Origin of the sequence: Flagellimonas lutimaris, from assembly GCF_003581615.1 — a bacterium.
Lineage (GTDB): Bacteria > Bacteroidota > Bacteroidia > Flavobacteriales > Flavobacteriaceae > Flagellimonas > Flagellimonas lutimaris.
On the sequence record NZ_QXFH01000068.1, the window covers coordinates 1 to 21,375 of the forward strand.

Genomic DNA, 21,375 nt, shown 5'->3' on the forward strand with positions numbered 1-21,375 from the left:
CGGTTGGCCGGTCTCTATTATTTGTTCAATGTACTATTGAGCATCTATTACATGCAATACCTTCCCGGTAAGATAGCGGCCTGGGACGATCCACAGGCCACCATGGAAAACTTCTTGGACAACGAAATGCCCTTTAGGCTGTACATATTGGCAGGGGTCGCCGTACATATCAGTTTTATACTCCTTCCACTGACACTGCATAAGCTACTGGGGCACATCAACAAGCACTATGCGATGCTCATGGTGGTATTCGCCCTTGTCAGCGTCCCGATTTCCTTCACCATTCTCTTGGACCAGTATGAACTAATCTCACTCTTCAAGGATTATGCGGCCTTGGATAGCGCCCAACAGGCAGCAATGGATCTTCGCGTACTGGGTTCTTTTGAAAGCCTGTACAATGGTTTCTTCCTTTGTCAGACCTATTGGGGCCTTTGGCTGTTCCCTTTTGGGCTATTGGCCTTTAAGTCCGGTTTTCTTCCTAAATTTCTGGGCGTGGCCCTCATGTTGGGGTGCATCACCTATGTATTGGATATCATCGGGGGAACCCTGTTCCAGAATTATTACGATTTCGTGGACACCAACCTTCTTATACTCCCCGCCGCCATCGGGGAAATAGGCATGTGCATTTGGCTGTTGACATTCGGAACAAAGGAAAACATCAAGTTTTAAGTTGATACCATAGACAATCATAATATAATGAACCATCTAATCCATAAAAGATGATGAATCTTTTTCAATATCCTGACATGGCTCCGTATCAGTATCAGCAAAACGTTTATCAACATGTGAAAACGAAGTCCAATCGCAGCGTTCGACATGCTAGATAAATGTTGGCTGGCACACAAAAACCATTTGCAGCGAACACCTTTGTAAGTAAAATGATGCCTTATTGAATAAGCAAGGAACCCCATCAAAATGAATACTCAAACAAATCAAAATACATATTACAAATAACCACATTTAATTCAAACACAAGCTTATGATTTTAGAATCAATAACCCTTCGCAAGGGTAAGATTACATTGCTTTTTTCACTTTTCTTGCTGGCCACAAGCATTTCTTGCAAGGAAGAAAAAATCAAAGAAAATCACTTTGAATACAATATCATCACTTCCGACTTGGACAACTTTTGGATGGCGTTCGATGCTCTTGAAAATTCAAAAGACAGCGTTCAAACGATTCAGCGAATGTATATTGACAAGGCCTCCCCTGAATTCAAAAAATTCTTGGGACTTAGGGATTTTACAGCTGAAGATTATGTGGGCTGGATAAGATCCGTACCAAATTTTTGGAAAACGGTACGACCGTTGACCCTTGCGGTGAAGGATAAAAAAAATGCCATTGATGGGATTTACGAAACTATGTCCAAATTGTATGATGGATTTCGTCCACCGGACATATGCTTTGCGATATCCCCATTGCAGACAGGAGGAACCACGGAAGACCGACTCATCCTTTTGGGCACTGAAATCGTAGCGGTCAATCCAGATGCCGTCGATATTTCGAACATCCATGGATTTTTTAAAAAAGTTTTCGAAAACATGACCGGAGACATCACCGCATTGGTGGCCCATGAACTTGTCCATACCCATCAACCTCTTGGGGACAATGAAAATTCCTCGCTTTTGTCACAGGCAATCACAGAGGGCTCCGCTGATTTTATAGGATCACTGATTCTTGGCAAACTTACCTTGAGCCAGGCCATTTTTGAATATGGGGAGGAACATGAGAAGGAACTTTGGGCTGAATTTCAAGCTGATATCAAAGCAAATAAAGGGTTTGAAGAAACGGATTGGTTTTACGATTACAATTCCGATCGACCCGCTGATTTGGGCTACTACTTGGGATTCAAGATAGCAGAGTCCTATTACAACACATCCAAGGATAAAAAAATGGCCGTGAAGGAAATCTTGGAGACCCAAGATGAACATAGCTTTTTGCTAAAAAGCAATTATGGAAACTAATGAATTAAAACAATTCGGTACTTCGGGCATTCCGTGACCCCAAAAAGTGAATTCCACGAGACCCTTTACCACTAAATACATATAATAACATCCAAGTCCATTTAATCATGGAAACACAAAACCTACTTTATGTACTCACCACAGTGCTACTATTCATCAGTTGTGAAAATGATAATCTCACCGATAATATCATCAAAGAAAATGATCCGCCGGAAGAGGAGGTCGGAATCGACAATTTCAGTATCACTCAGTATGGAATCACTTGGATTTTTGAAGAAGAGCCCCAACACGGCCAATTCGTCAATGGAGACCATTGGGTTTTGGGCCAGGTAAAAATCATACGGATTACCAACAACCTGCACGCCGAAGGTTTCACGCCATCCGAGCACCAGGATGGTTCCATGGTCAACCCGGGAACCGGTAATAGGCAAGGGTATGACGGAACACTGGATTCGTATGACCCATCACTGAATGTGAATTTAAAAAACAATGGGAAGATTTCAATCGATAATCCCTTGACACTCAACACCAATGAATCCCTTGTTTCAACGGTAAGCTGGCTTTACAACTCTGAAACGGACAAGGAGCCGGGCTGTCCCAACTTCAACGCCGGGACGAACACCCCTAGACCAGTTCTACGATCGGCGGCCATATTGACCTGTTTGAGCGAGACCCCGCCCGAAGGAAGCTTCAGGCCTCCCTACTGCGGCAATGACAAATCTACCCAATCCTCCCGCACAACCAACAATGTACAGACCCAATTTCTGAGCAACCTGAGCCCGGCCAATATTGCCGGTATTCCGGATGTATCCGCAATGGAAAGAAAATTCCAACGGGTTTGGCTGGACCATGTGAACGAATCCTTTGGCTCGTACTTGCACCCAAGCGAGAACATGCCGGATTATGGGCGTGAAATGGCAAAGGACATCGGTGACCTGGCCCTACTGCTGCAGTTGGATTTCTCCGCTTTGCCGGGCAGCCCTTCAAAGGATGTACTATTGCACCGGTTCATCCAGTTGGGTATCGACCTTACCGGAATCTCTGACAACGGCGGTAGTTGGCCACCGAATGGAGGGTTTCAAATGGGACGTAAATTCCCTATACTTTTTGCAGGAATGTTATTGGGTGACCAACACATGATGGAAGTGGGCGATTGGACTACTTTGTTTCAAGAGGACGCCCAAACTTTCTATGTGACCCAAACAGAGATAGACATCACAAACAGCAACGCGTGGAACCCGGATTCCAGAATAACAAATCCATTGCCATACTCTGAACTGGAACTGGGATTACCGGAATGGGGCATACGACATGCGACCCAACCAACCAGGGATGCACTGAATTGGGATGCACCGTACAGACACATCAACGGAGTGGCCAATAGCGGATTTGTATTGGCCGCACACATCATGGGATTAAAAGAGGATTGGAACCATCCAGCGTTATTTGACTACATGGACAGATGGTGGGATTTGACCGATGGAGCTGCCGATGCACAACAAACCACTTTGTTCACCAAAAATATGTGGCAGGAATACAGAGCGGACTATCCGCCTGTATGGAAACAACAATAAAGCAAAACCCATGGTTGGTCAGTCAATAATGGAGAAGTTTTAAAATCCGATGAGACCCATGGTCAAACTATGCATATGGACCCCAACAAATTAGTCAAGAGATCAGTACAGGCTTGGTTTATTACAGCCGCACTCGGTACTTGGATATTTGCATTCTACATCATCTTCTATTATGGCCCCTCGGGATTGTTCGGGAATTGGGAAAAATGGAATGAGACCATGCCCCACGGGCATGAAACTGGCGACCCCATGAACAATGTGGCCATGGTCATGCATATGATCTTGGCAGTGATCATCTTGGTTGGGGGGCCTTTCCAATTCATAGATCATATCAGAAAAAAATGGGGCAGGTTTCATCGCTGGAACGGTAGAACCTATGTCATTTCGGGCTTGTTACTGGGTGTCAATGGTATTTTCATTGTCCTGTATAAGGGCACCATTAGCGGAATGCTTGGGGATATCAGTATGAGCCTAAATGCGATCCTCATTATCCTATTTGCGTCATTCACCTGGAACAAGGCCATCGAAAAAGATTTCAATGCGCATCGCAAATGGTCCATTCGTCTCTTTCTTGTCATGAGCGGGGTATGGTTCTTTAGGATTGGCCTGATGTTCTGGCTTCTGGTCAACGATGGCAACCCGGTATGGTTTGACATGGAAAGCTTTAGCGGCCCCTTTTTGACTGGATTGGGCTTCGGCCAGTATATTGGTCCGCTTTTAATTGCTGAAATCTATTTTTTGGCCGAAAGCCGAAAACCATCTTGGATAAAAATCCCTTTTGCACTGTTTATGTTTGGAATAACCGCAATAACCTTAGTTGGAATTTTTGCCGCCACCGTCGGGTTATGGCTGCCCCGATTGCAATAATCGGACGGTCTACAAACTTGGATGATCGAACAATGCGAACAAATTAATCGATACCTCTAAACATTTGACCCTTTAAGATATGAAACACCACTTACAAAAAACGATGTTCGCAGAGCTCAGTAACCGTAAGCTCTTTGATCGGGCACACCAATTTGCATCTGATTACCTTGATTCAATTTTTGACCGGGAAGTCTATCCCACCGAAAAGGCATTGGATAACTTGGAACTTTTTGATGAACCGATTCCAAGGGAATCCTCCCATCCCGAAGAAATTCTCGAACAACTGCACAAATTGGGAAGTCCTGCAACCACCGTCACTATGGGAGGTCGCTATTTTGGATTCGTTTGTGGAAGCGCTGTACCCATTGGCCTTGCCGCCAAGACAATGGCCACCTTTTGGGACCAGGCTTCGGCCATGTACGTTATGTCCCCGTTGGCTGGAAAACTTGAGTCGGTCGTTGAAAACTGGTTGTTGGACCTGTTGGGGCTTCCCCAGAAAACCGTGGCAGGATTTGTCAGTGGAACATCCATTGCCAATCTATGCGGTCTCGCAGCTGCCAGATATAGAATACTGAAAAACAGCAATTGGGATATTCACCAACAAGGATTATGGGGAGCTCCCAAAATAAGGATAGTTACCGGACAGCATGCCCATTCCACCGTATTGAAGGCCCTTAGTATACTTGGACTGGGTCAACAACATATTGAATGGGTCCCAGTGGACGATCAAGGTCGAATACTATCGGAAGAACTACCTGTGCTGGACAACAACACCATTGTAATCCTTCAGGCCGGCAACGTCAACAGTGGAGCTTTCGATGATCTCCAAACAATATGTGAGAAAGCAAATAAGGCGGGTTCATGGGTACATATCGATGGAGCCTTCGGACTTTGGGCGGCTGCGGTCGATCAATTGAAACACCTGACCAAAGGGATGCATTTGGCCAATTCCTGGGCAGTGGACGGTCACAAAACACTCAACACGCCCTATGATTCAGGGATTGTGCTCTGTTCGGATAGCGAAGCCCTTACCTCTGCCCTACATATGTCAGCGTCCTATCTGATTGAGAGTGACCAAAGGGACGGGATGTTCCATACCCCTGAAATGTCCAAAAGGTCCAGGGTTATCGAACTATGGGCCATTCTTAAGTACCTTGGGACAGCGGGGGTTGATGAAATGGTGCTCAACATGCACCTAAGGGCCAAACAGTTTGCAAATGAAATCAAAAACGTGAAAGGCTTTCGCGTAGTAAATGAGATCGTCTTCAACCAAGTCCTTGTACAATGTGACAATGATGTGCTGACGGACAAGGTCATGACAAATATTCAAGAACTCAGGGAATGCTGGGTAGGTGGCTCCCATTGGTTCGGCAAAAAGGTCATCCGGGTGAGCATATGTTCATGGGCAACAACGGAATCGGACATTGCAACATCCGTAGCATCCTTTGCAAACGCTTATCAAATGGCAATCACCAACATATCATCTTAAAAACACATAAACACAACATACCTATTATAGGATTCCATGGGCAAAGCATGGTCTTATGCTTACCTATCCCAAAGGGTAACGTACTAACAAATGGTCCAAAAAGAGAATTTATTGACCCTTTTCGATTGTACGAAACTACCTGTTAGGACTATATTGTGCCCAATCTCATATTTATATTAGGTCCCTATGGATTTACTAACCATCCAAGGGGACATTTTTTCATAAGACCATGGAAATTGGAAAGTATAACTCATAAAACACATATGCATACTGTCCAATCCATTCATAAACCTGTAAACTCTTAAAATAAATCCATTAAATGAAAAAAATCATCAATTCAATCGGCTTACTGGCCGCATTAATCACTCTAGGTAGCTGTGGTTTTCAAAAACCATTGACCAGTAACTATTTCAACAACGGTAAAAAGGTCGGGATCATTTATGATATCGATTCCATCGGTGTCTTCAAAAATGGCTCACAGGGATTACTGGATATGGCCTTGACTTCTGAAAATCGCTTCAAGGAACCCTTGAAAGTGGTCGATCAAAAGATAAATCCAACCCAAAAGATAAAAAACACTTTCCAAAACGCATTTTTGAACAGGAAAAAACAAATAATAGCATTGGACCATTCATTGGATTACGAAAAACTCGATAAGTTTGGGAAATCAGATTCCAAATACAAAGAGTACCATAGGTATGACCTTCGATCATTAAAAGAACAAGGTATCGATGAGCTCTTGATCGTCAGTGTCAGATACGGGCTATCGGTAAGCGATTATGGTATGATAGAAACCGGCAAGGATGGCAGCTGCTACATCACCTACGAAATAGTGGACCTGGATGACAATTCACTATTGTACAGGGACACTTCAGTGGGGCTCAAAAAAATAAAGGGCAAATGGAAAACACCCCCTAACTACGATAATCTCACCAACGCCATCGACGGTGCCATCTCACAGGCAACTGACGTGCAAAAAACTAAATTGTACAAGTAAATTTTATTCCCTTTAGTCCATCAATAAACAGCATGCGTGTAAATACACTGTGCCGTTTTCTGGTAATTACGAGTAACATATGGAACTAAATAATCAAATGGACCAAACCGCTAAGGCATCAGACAAAGGTATAGTTGGTTCCATGGGAATGCAATTAGAAGGTAATGTGGAGAAATCGGGATACCGAACAAAGGGTTTTCAAAGTGAACTTGAAATTGACATACTGACCATATTGCCAGGAAACAATATGCTTATCAAAAAACACCAAACACCTTTATATCCAATAAATGAAACCTAAATTCTCTAATAAGGCTCCCTTTTTAGCAGGCACTTTGAACAAAATTTTATCAAAAACAGCATTGCTGATTAGTTTTTTGTCCTTTTTCACAGTTGTATATCAATCTTATCTCGGCAGAGAGGAAAATAAATTGATCCGCCAACAACAAATGGCATCCAGCCTTCCCTATCTGGCGCAATGGGTGAACTATCCGGGGGATGGCACTTTTGATTATGTAATAGCCAACCAAGGAGTAGGCCCTGCCTTTATACAAGAAGTTTTCTTTGAAATTCTTGCCCCATCAGGCAAGGACACCTTGACATTTAAGAATTCGGACCAACTTTTTCGAAGGTTGATCAAGAACAAAAAACTGAAAAGTTTGACTTCCACATTTAGAAAAGGCATGCTGCTTCCTGCCAATAGCAGTAAAACCTTGATCCATGTAATTTTTCAAGACGACGATTCAGACGCCAGCTTTATGAAAACAATTCAAGATACCCTCCTTGGCTACCGAATTTACTATGAAGATGTATATGGCAACAAATGGTATATTAAAAACGAAAGCGAATCCCCGGTCAAAGTTCCCATGCAACACTAGACCATCCATTGAATCCATCATTGCCAACAAAGGATCTCAAAGTCAGAAATACAAGCGGAAACGAGGGTATTGCGCATCACATGAGCTTTTTATGGTATAAAGGGCCAGAAAAAAATAGGTGACTCGAAACCATATAATGTATGGTATGCATCCTTCTCCTTTGAACCAGTATTGACCAAGAGTTTTTTTGTGGGCAGTTAAAGGTTTTTTCACTATTACATCAAAGCGAAAAATAAATTACAACCCACCGCACACCGATCTGCTGCCAATTCCCGAAGTGAAAGTCCATTCCCTCTGGAGCTATCCAATTTTGGAAAACCAAGGAACCATTTCTCTTTGGGGATACAATATCTCAATTAAATGGAATTGGGTCAAGGACAATTCGATCAAGATGTATCTCCCTTCCCTTGAAAAAATCCAGAATCAAATCTCCGATAACAGCTGATTGCATGTATATGTCATGCCCCCCCCGTTTTCGATAATTACGTGCCTGCCCTTCTTGAATTTTTTGGCAATCGCCTTACCACTTTCAAGATAAGTACGTCCATCCATGGTACCACTTAACAGCAGTGCATCCACATTATTGTTTTTCAGTTCTCGAAATTCCCTGGGTAACTGTGGAAAGTCCAATGCGGTCATCCATTCAAAAAGCAGAAAATTGATAGTGCTGCCCAATAGGTCTTTATCCACCTCTGGCACACGACTCAAACCTTGGAAACCGACCTCATCCTATCTCTATATATTCCGATATTCCACCCGACAAATCGCCATTCAACCAATTCCAGTCGAATTTCATTTATAATCTTCCATCCGCTGTTTCAGAAATCGTTCCTTTGGACGCTCCGGCCTTGAGCTCTCCCTCGGTGGTCAAGCATTGAAACAGAAGATCAATTTTTGATTCCTCAACCTGTTTTCCGACCACATATCCCTTTTGTATGGCCCCACCTGAGTAATTTCCTGAAATGGCCGATCCATTTTGAAAGTAATGAAAGATGGTTTGATCTGATGACAATCCATCCTTGTTTCCAGTGGTCACGAATTTTTTATCGCTCAAATTCATTGTTGTCTTTAAAAATAATTAAAAATGGTCTAAAAAATGTATTTTGTCATCGGTATGTGGGCCTTAATGGGATTACTTGATGACCTCCACATAAGCTTCCGTTTTCAATTTTCCCCCACCCTTAAGGTCCAATAGGACCATTTCACAACGGACCGGATTCTCAAACCCACTGGCCGGGAGATTGAAAAACGGGGCCAACTGTTCGTGCAGCTCATCGGCAGCGATCGTCAGCATTTGCGAACTACTTGCCAATATGTTGTCCTCTGCATCCTTTGCGACCAGATTCAGTTGGACACGCGAACTGTTGTTTTCATCCACAAACCCCTCCAAACCTTCTATAATGAAGTAGAAATCCTCCTGGGAAGGGACCTGTCCATTGATCAATACTGTTCTGGAGGTTCTTGAAAATAAATATATTTCACCAAAAGTCAGTTCGGACACTTGGGTTCTGATATGCCCATCCCGGCCAACTTTTATGGGAAGGGCCACCTCGAAGGAGCCATCACCCTTTTTGTCCCAAATCCTGGCCGTTCCCCTATACTCGATGTCAGATTGTATCGGATCGGCCAAAACTATCCTTGCCTGTAGGGTCGTGGTTGATTGGGAAAATCCATCAACCCGATCATCATAAAGATCGGGATGATAGAGTACCGTATCCCTATTCCCATCCACAATTAAAAGCTCCATACCCGGATACATCCTTCCCTCTGATCTCTCCAATCCTTCGACCCCAGCAAAATTTAGATTCAATACCTCTCCATAGGTGAAGTCTTTGTCCTGTTTCCGCAACTGACCATTGGAAACATATACTTCTTCGCAGGAAATACCCCTTCCTTTCGAAACTATCCCCGTCAAAAGATCTTTTTCAATCGAACCATTAAATTGGCAAGATGGGAACAAGCACATGGACACGGCGATACATACCATCCTTTTTGGGTTCATAAAATTAGTTTTCAATAGCTGCCCCTCGGATTATACCCAAACCAACAATAGCAATTACGGCAATTAAAAAAACAATAATCCAAGCCCAATGCCATAAAGGAGTCTTGGCCTGATGCTTATGTTCCTGATATCCCTGCTCCTGCGCAGCAGTAAATTCCTTTCGGTTTGATGTTTTCTTACAATGCATACATTCAGAAAACACCCTTTTCCCGATAGGAAAGAGCGGTATCCAAAAAATGTGGGCATACTTACCGAAAACCAATAGGCTTTGCCCTGTTTTTGTATTACAATAATCACAATTCACACCTTGCAAAGGAAAACCACCGATTTTACTGCTACGCAATCCAAATATTATCATATATAATTATTTAAAGGTTAAGTTTACTATCATTTGACATGTCCATCTGTCCCTTCCATCCATTCTATGGAGATGGAAAGGCCTTTCAGGAAATTTTTTAAAGAAAAGGACCGAAATATGGAAATCAAGATGAGATTTTTATCAACCAAATAAAAAATTATCTCTTGTTCATGCAGTGTATCCATGATAAGGACAAACAAGTCATCCTTTAAAAGATTCCCATGATTACCGGTCCTCACAACCAAATTTTGCCATGGTCTAACATGTAAGAACAAATAACTATGGTTACATACACGACATATGGTTCAAACTGCTTACTTAAAAAATCAAATTTTCTCCAATTTCCGCCCAAAAACATCCTGACAACGACTACCACGTTAAAAAATAAAAACATCAAAAGGCAGCTTGTATCTCTTTTTCAGTCCATCCTTCCACTGTCGCTTTTCCCTAAAGAAAGAAGTAAAAAACAGCAGCCAATGCCATCAGGTCAAAACGGTGCCATTCGCAACCAAACACCTTGTTTCGCAACCTCTACCCAACCCATATGGCTACAGCAATTTTAAAAACATCCCATAGTCCATTTAATAGTCACGGTCAGAAAATGATGCGTATCCCGTAGGGTATGCACTATGTACCTTTACGAGGTATCGTTTAATTCTTTTTTCGCTTCTCAAATTCATCTATAATCAGCTTCTCCAAGTCGTCATATTTGATTTTCAGCGAGCTTGAAATTATCGTTAATGGCGAGCCGTATATTTCATGATTCGCTTTCATCGCCCTTTTGGAAATTCCGTTTTTAACTTGTTCAATGTATTTGTCAGGTTTGTCGGTCTTAAGCAACAAAATCTTTGTTGAAGCCACCTGAACTGCCATAATATCGGTAATGTCATCCCATGCTATAAGTCCTACACTTGTTGCATTCGAATTGTCGGTTATTCCATATTGATCAATGGTTAGCCCAACTTTTTTGTCAAAAAGCTTTTTAGCGATAAATAAAACACAAAGCCCAAAAAACACAACTGAGGCAATTCCTGCTATTCTTATCATTTCAGGATTGTTGAAACGTGAACTTTCAAATGGTTCCGGATTTATTATGAAAAGGATTCCAAGAACCACAAAAGCAATCGCTCCGATTAAAAGAAGAAGAATTTTAGTCTTACTTAATTGAACTTCAATTTTATCCGCCATCTGTCTGTTTAAAATTCACCATAACGGTTGGCTATGCGTAGTGTCCCGAAGGGCATTGCGTATAGGTGATGTTGTAGCCAGTTTTATATTTTTTCGTAATTATCAATTGTCAAATCAGATTTCACATCTCCTGTATACTTAATGTTCTGAGGTTCAAATAACATCATCCAAACTTCTTCTTCAGCTATTGGTCTATGCTCAACTCCTTTTGGTACAACAATCATTTTCCCTTCATTTACTTCAACTTTCTTATCTCTGAATTCCATAATCATTTTTCCTTTTAGGATATAAAAAAGTTCGTCTTCATCTTTGTGGTCATGCCAAACAAATTCACCTTTTACTTTCGATATTTTAACTTGTTGTCCGTTCAATTCTGCAATGACTCTGGGCTTCCATAAGTCATTTATTAGGTCAAATTTGTCATTAACATTTATTGATTCCATATTTCATTTTTTCCTTTAGTAGGTTTAATTGGCTACAACCTGTTTATATAAACATTAAGACACATCCATATACTTCCAAATTGGAAAAAATCAATGTATTTGGTCATCGTCTAATGTTATCCTATGTAGACCATAAACTTACCTATTGATTCGACTTGATCATCAACAACCTTCACATTGTTCACATTCATACTGCCCCTCCAAGAAGGCGAGGCAGACAAGGACTCGTTCTCATCAAAACCTATCCATCGTGCTCCGATCATATAGTAGGCGGGATGACATTATTTTTCCATCGGCCAATACAAACCATTCGGTGACCAACATGGACTTATATAAGGGATGCTCAAACATGACCACATACAAAGCGACAGTCAAGCCCTTCCCCTCTACTACCTCGAGCAACTCCAAACGATATAAAAGTTTTGAAGCCACCGACATCCAGTGTATAAAATCTCTTTTTGAACCCAAATAAACGCCCGGACTGCTAAATTCATAGGTGTCATCCAAAAGACCAAAGGATTCCACCATGGTCTCCTCATGATTGAAACCAAGGAGATAATTGGTTATCACCCCATCATCTTTCATAGGAACATTTTTGAATTAAAAAGCAAAACCGAACCATTATTTATCTTTAAAACAATACGTGATTCGATGCACTGAACTGACATAACGCGGTTCTCCCGATTAAATCTATACTACCCTTTGCTAAAATAAAAGAAGAAAAAGTCCTAAATATTCTCTTTTAAGTCCACCAACATTTTCTGAGTCCACATTGCATTAAACGCGAACAACAATGGTTTATAAATGAAGATCTGATCGAAAAACATTGGAACGCTTGCAGCACTTGACTGCGTTCTGCTTGCTTTTGGTTTTTTTCTGTTTATTGAATTCAATGAGCTACTTCGATTCATGCTTTTCCCAACAAGTATTCCCTTATACCAGTTTTGTTCACAGAGCAATATGCTAGGTTCACAGATGAAAATTCAATTGAGCAGGATCAGAATTCATCTTTGACCAAAATTTTAAAAAGATGTATAAATGAATCCAAAACATTTTTTGCTTTTCCTTCTTTTTACGTCCAGTCAATTGGGAACAGCTCAAGAACAACGATTAAAAGGAATGGTTCATAATAACCAGAGCCAAGAATCTTTGCCATTTGCTACTGTCGTGATTTTCAATGGCGATAAATTGATTGAAGGGAGAGTAACAAATGACAATGGGGAGTTTGAAATAAGGACTCCTACTATTTTCAGCCATTTAGAAATAAGCTCATTGGGATTTATCATGGCTATCATTCCATCAAGCGACATTGATTTTAACACAAAGCTCCGAATTGGATTAAACCCTCAGGTGGAAGCCCTTGATGAAGTGGTCCTAAAAACGGAGCGGACCACTACCCAACAAAAACTGGATCGAAAAATCATCAATCTCGGCAGTGATCTTCAACAGGCCGGTGTAAATGCCTTGGAGTCGTTTGATCAGATTCCTGAGGTACAGGTGGACATGGCCAATGGAACCGTTGCTCTCAGGGGCAGCGATAATATACGGATTTTGGTGAATGGAAAATTGACGCCCCAATTGGCGACGGAACTTTTACAACAGATTCCTGCATCGCAGATCGATCGTGTGGAGATCATTACGGCCCCGTCATCAAAATATAGAGCTGATGGTCTTTCGGGTCTTATTAATATCATACTCAAAGAGAAAATGGACCAGGGACTTAACTTCAATCCAAATGCAACAACGGGTACACGAAGGTACTCCTTCGGAATGGATGCAAATTACAATCTATCCTTTATAAATTTTAGGCTTAACGCTTCTAGGTCCAATCTAAGAACCATCAATAACCAAACTATAGATCGAAATTTTAGTAATGACAACAAGGAAACCATTTTTACACCGAATATATTCGACGGGGATATTTATAGAATAAGTGGTGGATTTGACGCCTTTTTGAAGGATAGGCATGAGTTTTCCTTTACCATCGACCACACTGACGATTCCCATAATTATTTCAATGAGTCTTTATATACAGGGGTCACGGATAGGGATGATTTTGAATTTTTGCGTGTAAGTGACCATTTTCACTATATCAATATCCTAAATGCCAACTATCGCTTGAACTTTGACCGAGAAGATCATTTTGTGGAAGTCGATTACAATATCAACTCAAGCAATAACGATTACCCCCTGGCCGATTTTGAGGATGGCGTTTTGGTGAAAGAGCAGTCATTGACCGAAAATTTTGTGTTGCAATCCTTGGCCATGGACCATAACCTGACCATAAGTGATAAATTATCCATGGAAACAGGTTTTAGCAGAAATACCCAAAATCTTGATAGTAAAAGATTGCAGGCACCTGAAACAATACCAGACCGCTTTACTTACGATGAAACCTTATGGGGTATTTACAGTTCTTTGAGAATGGGTTTGGGGAAATTTCAACTTCAGACTGGTTTACGCTGGGAGCAATTTAAGTCTGAATCCATCAATGCCGAAAAAAACTTTGTCGTAAACCGGGATTATTCGAATATCTTTCCTTCAGTACACCTTTCGTATTCTCTCAGAAATGGAAGTTTATCGATGGGGTATAACAAACGTATTTCAAGACCTAATTTCCATCACATTAATGCTTTTCAGATAGTTAACCCTTTATATGTTTGGGAGTTTAACCCGAATATCACCCCGGAATACAGTCATAATATTGAATTCAATTATCTAAAAAGGTTGGAAAATATGGGATGGGGACTGACCGCATTTAACAGGAAAAGACAAGATGTCATTCTTTGGACGGAACAATCCACGGTGGACCAACAGGTTTTTCGATATGAAAACTCGGGAGCCTTTAATTCCTACGGTCTGGAAGCTTTTATTGATTTTAAGTGCTTTTCATTTTGGGACACAAGGGTGAGTTTCAACCATTATATCACCCATATTGATCAATCGGAATCAGTAACCTGGGATAGAACCTTTGCTACAAGATTTCAGCTGAAGAACACCATGAACTTGTCAAAAAAAATTACTTTGGATATTACCTATTTCCATAATCCGAAACAACAAAACCCCTTTAATTACATACAATCCAGGAGCAGATTTGATATAGCGGCAAGAGCTAGATTGTTGCAAAATCGCTTATCCTTAAATTTAAGGGCTGTGGATATCTTTAATCAAAACATTTTGGAGCGTTATAGCCAAACATCCAATCTGTCGCAAAAAACAACTTGGAACATCCAAATGCAGACCAGGAATTTTCTGATCAGTGCCAATTACAAGCTGTTTGAAAACAACCAGAAGAACAGAAACAGAAAGGACAGGAACTATAATGAAGCTCCAATTGAGTAATATGTTACAAATGGGTAAAAGCAAGGAACAAGGTGGCATATTGATCAGGTTGATCAAGAATGAATCTTTGGTTCATGCGCTGTTTTGGTCGATTTATTTCGTATTTCCCATATTAAAATCACTAGGGCCCAGCAATTACCCTTTTAATGTGTACAGCCAGTTGAACGACCTTTTCTTTGGAATGGCGGTATTTTATGTTTCCTATTTGGTTTTCTTACCATCAAAGAGGGGGCCTTCACAAATGCTATTATTGGTTGCGTCATTATGTTTATTTGCGTATGCGAATTTCAAGATTCATGATTGGTTGTTTCATGGAACACATGGGGAAGCATTCATCATATATAGTTTTAGTTACGCTTCTACCTATGGATTGCTTTTCCTGTTTGCTTATGCCCTTTTTTCCATCAAGGAAATTTATATAAAACAGCGAGCGTTGGAAGTAGCCAATCGAGAGAAAAAAATGGCCGAACTAAGAGGTTTAAAGACTCAGATCAACCCCCATTTTCTCTTCAATACGTTGAACGCCATTTATTCCAATTCATTGAAAAAGGATGATAGAACGCCGGATTTGATCATGAAATTGTCGGATAATTTTAGGTATATATTGCTGGCCGGGAGAGAGGATTATGTGCCCCTTAAAAATGAAATCGATCATATGAAAGACTATGTTTCATTGCAATCGGTACGGATGGCTGATAAGTTGGAAGCCGTTATGACCTTTGATGTAGAGGATAGTGGCAAGCCAATTGCACCGCTTTTGATGATACCCTTTGTAGAGAACGCATTCAAGTATTCCAGTTCTTTACGAGGCAAGGGCCATAAAATCATTATAAGAGTTTCTTTGAAACAAGAACAATTCAATTTTTATTGTTCTAACCCTTTTGGTGATTTTAATACAGAAGGTATGGACCATCAATGGCAAAGTAGTGGGATAGGTATTTCGAATGCCAAAAGAAGATTGGAAACATTGTACCCTAATCGGCATAACCTTATAATCCAAAACAATTTGGATAACTTCATTGTGGATTTAACCATAACATTATGACAAAGTGCCTTATAATAGAGGATGAAAAGGAAGCGCAGGACATGCTACTAGGGTATATTCAAAAAACACCATTTCTGGAATGCATTGGTGTATTTGAAAGTGGTTTGGATGTTACCCGGGATCTGATGCTTAAAGCACATATCATGTTTCTGGATATTCAGCTTCCTGGTCTTAATGGGTTATCATATTTAAGAACGTTGAATACCCCTCCAAAAGTAATTATCACGACGGCTTTTCAAAATTACGCTGTTGAGGCATTTGATTATCAGGCCTCAGATTATCTGCTAAAACCTTTTTCCTACGAACGTTTTTTAAAAGCTGTAGACCGGACGATGAGTATTAAAAAGGTAATTGATGTGGCACCCGTTAGAAGCCTTTTTATTTATGCAGATAAGGTCTATCACAATCTCAATATTGATGACATTTTATTTGTGAAAGCGGAGGTGGATTATGTGAAAATAATTACAGCAAAGAAAAATTACTTAGTGCTTGATAGTTTGTCCAATTGGCAAGCAAAATTGGAACCGTTCAATTTTAATCGCGTACATAGATCTTTTTTGGTCCCAATTTCAAAAATTGAAAGAATCGAAGGGAATAGGATTGTAATACATGATTTTATAATACCAATTGGGAATAAGTATAAGGACGATTTGATTTCTAGAATAATTGATAAGGGGAATAGATAATTGTATATTTTGTCTATGCTGGGCAAAACCAGTCAGCTCGGTATTTTGATAGTTCCAAGGGTTGGTTCTTTGCTATATTTGTTTTCCTGTTTTTAATAGTAGCGTTTAATTATCATGAAAAATGTTCTTATATGCCGTACGGCTCAACGATACAATTTCACCACTTACAAGGCCCAGACCATATTTTCCACAACCATGTTTTAAAATTTTGTTGATTTTCGATTTTTGAACGATATATGAGCGGTGTATTCTAATAAAATCATCAGGGAGTATTTTTGTAAGTTTTTCCAAGGTCTTATCGTGCAAAAAACGCTCTTTGTCAACCGTATGTATTTCAGAATAGTTTCCTGACGCCTTAATGAATTCAATATTTTCAATCTTGATCAATGTGATTTTTCCCCTGGATTTTACAGTAAGATATTTTAGTTTTTCACGATAATTTCCCTGACCGTTTAAAAACCTGTCAATAGCTAGTTTGAACCTATTTTCCACAATAGGTTTGCTCATAAAGTCCAAAACGCCAAAGTCAAAAGCCGTGGCGGCTTTCTCCCTGTTTGCCGTGATTATTATGGTTTGAAAAGATTCGGAAGTAATTGATTTCAGTAGTTCAAATCCATTATCTCCATTTAGGTTAAGATCGAGGAACAATAGATCATATGCCTCTTCGGCAATACAATATTCCGCATCCTTCAACGAATGTGCTATTTTAACCTTACAGCCACTGAGATACCTTTTTGCCAAACTGGAAATTCGCTCGGCCACAAGGGTGACATCCTCTACAATTAAAACTTTCATAAAACTGACCTGATTTCAATAATGGATTCCCACCCATTTCTGGTTTTACTTGATCGCAGTTGCCACCTTTCTGGATAGCATTCTTCCAATCTTGCCTCTATGTATTTCAATCCCAGACCCGTGGAATGTCCCAAATCTGACTTTGTTTTATCACTATCGTTGAACAGTCGATATATAATGGTACCTTGAACTTCCTTTTTACTTAAATCAAAAATGGCATTTTGATTACCGGAATAGCCATGTGTAATTCCATTTTCCACAAGGGTATGTATAATCGTTGGTGGGACCAACTCATCACCTGAAATTCCGATTACATTCATTTTATATTTGGCCTTCTGTTGAAAACTGACAATTTTAAGATGTGCATTGCACATTTCAATTTCTTGGTGTATCGGAACAAGTTTCTTTTTGCTCATGGTGGAAAGTAGGTGAAACTCCTTTGATAATGCCTCAATCATTTTATTGGCGGTATTTGGCTTATTAGCTATCAATTCCTGTAAGGACATTAAGGAATTCACAATAAAATGGGGTAAAATAAGCTTTTGTAAAAACTGATATTCCAGTCTTTCCAATTTAAGATTTGCTTCATTAAGGGATTTTGTCTTGGCTAAAATCCTTTTTGCCGAAATAAATATCATGACCAGGGCAAAAACGATCAATCCAAGACCATCCAGTTTGTAGACCAGGGAAGTTATGATGAAATTGCTCTCCACAAAATCATAATTTTCTATGATATTGTAGTCATCCAAATAGTTAAAGGTTAACAAAATGAATAGTGAGACCGAAATAACAATGCTGTGTTCGACCTTGTTCCATAAAGCCTTTAAACCGAGTAAAAAAGGAAGAAGGCTTAGGGCAATAGCGACATTGAAGCTGGTTGTGATGGTTATGGTATAAACAATGAGGTAAGCCAGTATAGCCAGTAAAATGGTTCTACTTCCAAATTCAAATTCAATAATCAAAATGAAAAGTAATATTAGATAGGTACCATATTCCAAACCTCCCCTGATCGTGTAACTATTTATTAAAGAGGCTGAAGGGACAAATCCATTCCAATACAAAACTTCATACGCGACCAAAATACTATTGACCAAAAACAAAAGAGCAAGAAGAAGAAAAACCTTTTTCCTGTCAAGTGAAAAATACATTACAAGATTTATCAGAACCAAAAAAGAAAATATCCCAAATAGCAAAATGGGAGCTGTTGTCATAATGGCTGTCTGGTTTTGAAACGCTTCCAAATTGCCAATGGATAAATCACGGATAACAGTATTTGATTTACTTTTATAGTTGGTGAATTCAATTTCCAATTTGTTTTCACCATCGATCAGGTAGCTTTTTGGAATTCTTTTTCTCACCAAGTTTTTACCACTATCGCTTATCAGCGACAAGGTGTCAACAGTGCCATTTCTAAAAAACAGGCTATCGTTGATGTAGAGATTTGCTGCATGGATGTTTGAGCGGAATTCCAGCCAGATATCTACATTGTCAACGACATCCCCAGTTGTTTTAAACTTCAGTATGGCGTGCCATAGTGCTTTCTCCTTGCTGACAATGGAATCAATATCCCTTGCATTCAGTTTTTCTGCCAAAAATTGACGTGTAGTACCCTTGAACAGACTGGCAATTTTAAGCGTACTTAAATCAATGACATTCCCGGAGTATACGGGAGTGTCATTGATTGCCGTTATACTCATGATCAGAATTATTGCCAGTATTGATTTCAATATTTTTTAGGGGTTTTGATTGACATAAAGATACTTTTTTCACACGTATTGGACTGCTACGAGCGGTTCATACAGAACATTTGACACCGTCAAGTTTTTCTAGACTAAAATTTGATTTTGTCCAATGATATCCGGGTGACTATTATATCGAACCTACCGCCTTTATTTGAATCTTGAATTGGATCTATTAACGGGAAATCAACAGAATCCGTGCCCCCCGACATTGTGAGGGAACCATCTGGACCGGCAGCTAGACCTTCGAAAAAGTCATCGCCTTTTCCGCCTATTAAATTGGTAAAGCGGAGGGTTGACCCACTTGGGTCAATAATGGAAATAAAAGCATCACCTTCACCACCGGAATAGGTTGTCCTTTTCTCGGTCCATGGGAAAACGTTGGAATCTGTAAATCCAATGATACAAGCATTACCTTTTTTATCGATCAGAAAGTTCTTGGGCCTGTCATCTCCGTTCCCGCCTAAATAAGTGGAATAAATCAACTTTTGATTGTGTATATCCAACCTTGTAACAAAGACATCCCGAATTCCCCGAAAATCCAATTGGAAGGCCTTTTTGGTGGTCGGGTAATCTGATGAGTTGGTAAATCCCATGATAAATACATCTCCTGCAGAGTCAACTTCAATCCCATATAGTCTTTCAGATCTTCCACCTCCTAAATAGCTGGCGAAGTTAATCACTGATTTGGGTTGATCGATCACTGCAATAAAAGCATCATCTTCGCCCATGATTTCCGTTTGTATGGCATTTTTTAGAGGAAAGTTTTGAGAGTTGGTCGTACCTGCGATATAGAGTTGATCCATACGGTCCAAGGCTATCGAGAAACCTATGTCGTCACCTGACCCACCAAGGTATGTTGATGCCAGTATTTTTCCGTTACTATCGAAGGTTGTAACAAAAGCATCTATTTTGCCACCGGATTTTGACTGAAGGGCCTCATTTGTGGTTGGGAAATCTGTGGATGCAGTCCTGCCAACAATATGTATGTTACCATGTTTATCCATAGCAATGTCTCTACCGTCCTCATCTTCACTTCCGCCAAGAAATGTAGACCACACTACATTTCCCTGCGGGTCGAGTTTAACAACAAACGCATCACTTTTTCCGCCAAAAGTCGATTGAAAACCACTTTTGTGGATTGGAAAATCGGATGAGTAGGTAGTACCCACTGCATAAATATTGCGTATTGAATCTGTAATGATCCCCTGGACTGCATCCCAATTTTCCCCACCTAGATGTGTTATATACCCAATATCATTATCTTTTTTATTTAATTTTACTACAAACGCATCCATATCTCCGGCCAGTGAATATCGATATTGCGTGGCACCAGGTAAATCAGCAGAGTTAGAATGGCAACCAAGGTATGTATTCCCTCCCAGATCAACGGTTACCACATCAGCGTCATCTGTACCATTATCCCCATAGTTGGTTGAGTAGGTCATGGAGGAAGACAGATTTTGACCCAGTAAATTATTTTTACTGGACGCCAGCAATACTATTCCAATAATTAGTAGTTTTTTCATAAGAATGATTCGTTTAAACATTGAATCATCGAAATTAACTGGGATTTATTTCCAATAATCGAATTAATGATGAAATACACCTGGTTCATTTGAATATCACATACAGTTGTCTTCTGTAAGGGGGATACCATCATCCCAGGATACTTTTCTTGGAAAATTGATTGGGTGTTGCTGCAATCTTTGACACCCTTCCCCCTAGTTAAAATTTTATAGTTACAGTTGGCGTATCAAAAGGAAAATCGATGGTGAAAGTTCACAAATGGTCGAAATTTTGAAATTCAAAATGGAATGTTTTTCAATGGAACCGAATGTTCGAGATGATCGGATCATCCATCAGTACCAAAAACACCTTACCAATGAAAATTCCAGTGGTTCCACCTTACCGAATAATTTAGTTTCATGTGGACGGTGATACGCATCGAAAAGTACCATTTACAAATATATTGAGAGGTATATCAGTCCTGGAAGAATGTCCTCCAATCC

At 40.2% G+C, this 21,375-nt stretch carries 21 protein-coding genes; 11 read left to right on the forward strand and 10 right to left on the reverse strand.

Annotated features, from left to right (window positions below):
- The 8 genes from D2V08_RS03255 to D2V08_RS03290 form a co-directional block, all read left to right on the forward strand.
- Positions 1-669 (forward strand): DUF4386 domain-containing protein (locus tag D2V08_RS03255; protein ID WP_147374060.1); only part of this gene is annotated, 669 nt, incomplete at its 5' end.
- Between the two features lie 310 nt (positions 670-979).
- Entirely contained in the window at positions 980-1,963 is a 984-nt protein-coding gene (locus D2V08_RS03260) for a gliding motility protein GldB-related protein (protein ID WP_119606674.1), read from the forward strand.
- A gap of 107 nt (positions 1,964-2,070) precedes the next feature.
- Positions 2,071-3,537 carry a hypothetical protein gene (locus D2V08_RS03265; protein WP_119606675.1) on the forward strand — a complete coding sequence of 489 codons (1,467 nt, stop codon included), beginning with the start codon at positions 2,071-2,073 and terminating at the stop codon, positions 3,535-3,537.
- Positions 3,538-3,612: 75 nt separating this feature from the next.
- Positions 3,613-4,404, forward strand: coding sequence for a DUF2306 domain-containing protein (locus tag D2V08_RS03270; RefSeq protein ID WP_182835477.1), 792 nt, complete (start codon positions 3,613-3,615; stop codon positions 4,402-4,404).
- A 79-nt stretch (positions 4,405-4,483) separates the two neighbouring features.
- A complete protein-coding gene (locus D2V08_RS03275; RefSeq protein WP_119606677.1) occupies positions 4,484-5,893 on the forward strand; it encodes a pyridoxal phosphate-dependent decarboxylase family protein in 1,410 nt (469 codons plus the stop codon).
- A 319-nt stretch (positions 5,894-6,212) separates the two neighbouring features.
- The gene (locus D2V08_RS03280; protein ID WP_119606678.1) at positions 6,213-6,890 is read left to right on the forward strand and encodes a hypothetical protein; all 678 of its coding nucleotides are present in this window, start codon (positions 6,213-6,215) and stop codon (positions 6,888-6,890) included.
- Between the two features lie 97 nt (positions 6,891-6,987).
- On the forward strand, positions 6,988-7,188 hold the full coding sequence (locus tag D2V08_RS03285) for a hypothetical protein (RefSeq protein WP_220473378.1): 201 nt from the start codon (positions 6,988-6,990) through the stop codon (positions 7,186-7,188).
- A 148-nt stretch (positions 7,189-7,336) separates the two neighbouring features.
- Positions 7,337-7,765: a hypothetical protein gene (locus D2V08_RS03290; RefSeq protein ID WP_182835478.1), complete on the forward strand. Its 429-nt coding sequence runs from the start codon at positions 7,337-7,339 to the stop codon at positions 7,763-7,765.
- Positions 7,766-8,188: 423 nt separating this feature from the next.
- On the opposite strand, the gene D2V08_RS03300 is transcribed toward D2V08_RS03290, so the two are convergent.
- The 7 genes from D2V08_RS03300 to D2V08_RS03335 form a co-directional block, all read right to left on the reverse strand.
- The gene (locus tag D2V08_RS03300; protein ID WP_147374061.1) at positions 8,189-8,464 is read right to left on the reverse strand and encodes an alpha/beta hydrolase; all 276 of its coding nucleotides are present in this window, start codon (positions 8,462-8,464) and stop codon (positions 8,189-8,191) included.
- A gap of 97 nt (positions 8,465-8,561) precedes the next feature.
- Positions 8,562-8,825, reverse strand: coding sequence for an avidin-fold protein (locus D2V08_RS03305; protein ID WP_245980482.1), 264 nt, complete (start codon positions 8,823-8,825; stop codon positions 8,562-8,564).
- Between the two features lie 72 nt (positions 8,826-8,897).
- Positions 8,898-9,767, reverse strand: a complete 870-nt coding sequence (locus tag D2V08_RS03310) for a hypothetical protein (protein ID WP_147374062.1) — start codon at positions 9,765-9,767, stop codon at positions 8,898-8,900.
- 4 nt (positions 9,768-9,771) lie between these two features.
- A complete protein-coding gene (locus D2V08_RS03315) occupies positions 9,772-10,125 on the reverse strand; it encodes a zinc-ribbon domain-containing protein (protein WP_119606684.1) in 354 nt (117 codons plus the stop codon).
- A 651-nt stretch (positions 10,126-10,776) separates the two neighbouring features.
- Positions 10,777-11,313, reverse strand: coding sequence for an STM3941 family protein (locus D2V08_RS03325; RefSeq protein ID WP_119606686.1), 537 nt, complete (start codon positions 11,311-11,313; stop codon positions 10,777-10,779).
- A gap of 83 nt (positions 11,314-11,396) precedes the next feature.
- Positions 11,397-11,756: a cupin domain-containing protein gene (locus D2V08_RS03330; protein ID WP_119606687.1), complete on the reverse strand. Its 360-nt coding sequence runs from the start codon at positions 11,754-11,756 to the stop codon at positions 11,397-11,399.
- A 234-nt stretch (positions 11,757-11,990) separates the two neighbouring features.
- Positions 11,991-12,341: a hypothetical protein gene (locus D2V08_RS03335; RefSeq protein WP_119606688.1), complete on the reverse strand. Its 351-nt coding sequence runs from the start codon at positions 12,339-12,341 to the stop codon at positions 11,991-11,993.
- Positions 12,342-12,794: 453 nt separating this feature from the next.
- Between D2V08_RS03335 and D2V08_RS03345 the strand changes: the two genes are divergently transcribed.
- From D2V08_RS03345 to D2V08_RS03355, 3 genes are read left to right on the forward strand one after another with little or no spacing between them, the layout of a single operon-like run.
- The gene (locus tag D2V08_RS03345; RefSeq protein ID WP_119606690.1) at positions 12,795-15,098 is read left to right on the forward strand and encodes a TonB-dependent receptor; all 2,304 of its coding nucleotides are present in this window, start codon (positions 12,795-12,797) and stop codon (positions 15,096-15,098) included.
- Positions 15,099-15,108: 10 nt separating this feature from the next.
- Positions 15,109-16,143 carry a sensor histidine kinase gene (locus D2V08_RS03350; RefSeq protein WP_182835480.1) on the forward strand — a complete coding sequence of 345 codons (1,035 nt, stop codon included), beginning with the start codon at positions 15,109-15,111 and terminating at the stop codon, positions 16,141-16,143.
- Positions 16,140-16,829: a LytR/AlgR family response regulator transcription factor gene (locus D2V08_RS03355; RefSeq protein ID WP_119606692.1), complete on the forward strand. Its 690-nt coding sequence runs from the start codon at positions 16,140-16,142 to the stop codon at positions 16,827-16,829. The genes D2V08_RS03350 and D2V08_RS03355 overlap by 4 nt, the downstream gene beginning before the upstream one ends.
- Before the next feature lie 105 nt (positions 16,830-16,934).
- Here the strand turns inward: D2V08_RS03355 and D2V08_RS03360 are convergent, their stop codons facing one another.
- The 3 genes from D2V08_RS03360 to D2V08_RS03370 form a co-directional block, all read right to left on the reverse strand.
- Positions 16,935-17,624 carry a LytR/AlgR family response regulator transcription factor gene (locus D2V08_RS03360; protein WP_119606693.1) on the reverse strand — a complete coding sequence of 230 codons (690 nt, stop codon included), beginning with the start codon at positions 17,622-17,624 and terminating at the stop codon, positions 16,935-16,937.
- The gene (locus D2V08_RS03365) at positions 17,621-19,321 is read right to left on the reverse strand and encodes a histidine kinase (protein WP_119606694.1); all 1,701 of its coding nucleotides are present in this window, start codon (positions 19,319-19,321) and stop codon (positions 17,621-17,623) included. The genes D2V08_RS03360 and D2V08_RS03365 overlap by 4 nt, the downstream gene beginning before the upstream one ends.
- 134 nt (positions 19,322-19,455) lie before the next feature.
- Entirely contained in the window at positions 19,456-20,892 is a 1,437-nt protein-coding gene (locus D2V08_RS03370; RefSeq protein WP_182835481.1) for an SBBP repeat-containing protein, read from the reverse strand.
- Positions 20,893-21,375 lie beyond the last annotated feature (483 nt).

What these genes read in the sequence shown, in the direction of transcription:
- D2V08_RS03310 (WP_147374062.1), bottom strand. Translation starts at nt 9,767, where the DNA reads ATGAACCCAAAAAGGATGGTATGTATCGCCGTGTCCATGTGCTTGTTC.
- D2V08_RS03325 (WP_119606686.1), bottom strand. Translation starts at nt 11,313, where the DNA reads ATGGCGGATAAAATTGAAGTTCAATTAAGTAAGACTAAAATTCTTCTT.
- D2V08_RS03355 (WP_119606692.1), top strand. Translation starts at nt 16,140, where the DNA reads ATGACAAAGTGCCTTATAATAGAGGATGAAAAGGAAGCGCAGGACATG.
- D2V08_RS03265 (WP_119606675.1), top strand. Translation starts at nt 2,071, where the DNA reads ATGGAAACACAAAACCTACTTTATGTACTCACCACAGTGCTACTATTC.
- D2V08_RS03315 (WP_119606684.1), bottom strand. Translation starts at nt 10,125, where the DNA reads ATGATAATATTTGGATTGCGTAGCAGTAAAATCGGTGGTTTTCCTTTG.
- D2V08_RS03280 (WP_119606678.1), top strand. Translation starts at nt 6,213, where the DNA reads ATGAAAAAAATCATCAATTCAATCGGCTTACTGGCCGCATTAATCACT.
- D2V08_RS03360 (WP_119606693.1), bottom strand. Translation starts at nt 17,624, where the DNA reads ATGAAAGTTTTAATTGTAGAGGATGTCACCCTTGTGGCCGAGCGAATT.
- D2V08_RS03370 (WP_182835481.1), bottom strand. Translation starts at nt 20,892, where the DNA reads ATGAAAAAACTACTAATTATTGGAATAGTATTGCTGGCGTCCAGTAAA.
- D2V08_RS03335 (WP_119606688.1), bottom strand. Translation starts at nt 12,341, where the DNA reads ATGAAAGATGATGGGGTGATAACCAATTATCTCCTTGGTTTCAATCAT.
- D2V08_RS03270 (WP_182835477.1), top strand. Translation starts at nt 3,613, where the DNA reads ATGGACCCCAACAAATTAGTCAAGAGATCAGTACAGGCTTGGTTTATT.
- D2V08_RS03285 (WP_220473378.1), top strand. Translation starts at nt 6,988, where the DNA reads ATGGACCAAACCGCTAAGGCATCAGACAAAGGTATAGTTGGTTCCATG.
- D2V08_RS03260 (WP_119606674.1), top strand. Translation starts at nt 980, where the DNA reads ATGATTTTAGAATCAATAACCCTTCGCAAGGGTAAGATTACATTGCTT.
- D2V08_RS03305 (WP_245980482.1), bottom strand. Translation starts at nt 8,825, where the DNA reads ATGAATTTGAGCGATAAAAAATTCGTGACCACTGGAAACAAGGATGGA.
- D2V08_RS03275 (WP_119606677.1), top strand. Translation starts at nt 4,484, where the DNA reads ATGAAACACCACTTACAAAAAACGATGTTCGCAGAGCTCAGTAACCGT.
- D2V08_RS03350 (WP_182835480.1), top strand. Translation starts at nt 15,109, where the DNA reads ATGGGTAAAAGCAAGGAACAAGGTGGCATATTGATCAGGTTGATCAAG.
- D2V08_RS03345 (WP_119606690.1), top strand. Translation starts at nt 12,795, where the DNA reads ATGAATCCAAAACATTTTTTGCTTTTCCTTCTTTTTACGTCCAGTCAA.
- D2V08_RS03290 (WP_182835478.1), top strand. Translation starts at nt 7,337, where the DNA reads ATGGCATCCAGCCTTCCCTATCTGGCGCAATGGGTGAACTATCCGGGG.
- D2V08_RS03365 (WP_119606694.1), bottom strand. Translation starts at nt 19,321, where the DNA reads ATGAGTATAACGGCAATCAATGACACTCCCGTATACTCCGGGAATGTC.
- D2V08_RS03330 (WP_119606687.1), bottom strand. Translation starts at nt 11,756, where the DNA reads ATGGAATCAATAAATGTTAATGACAAATTTGACCTAATAAATGACTTA.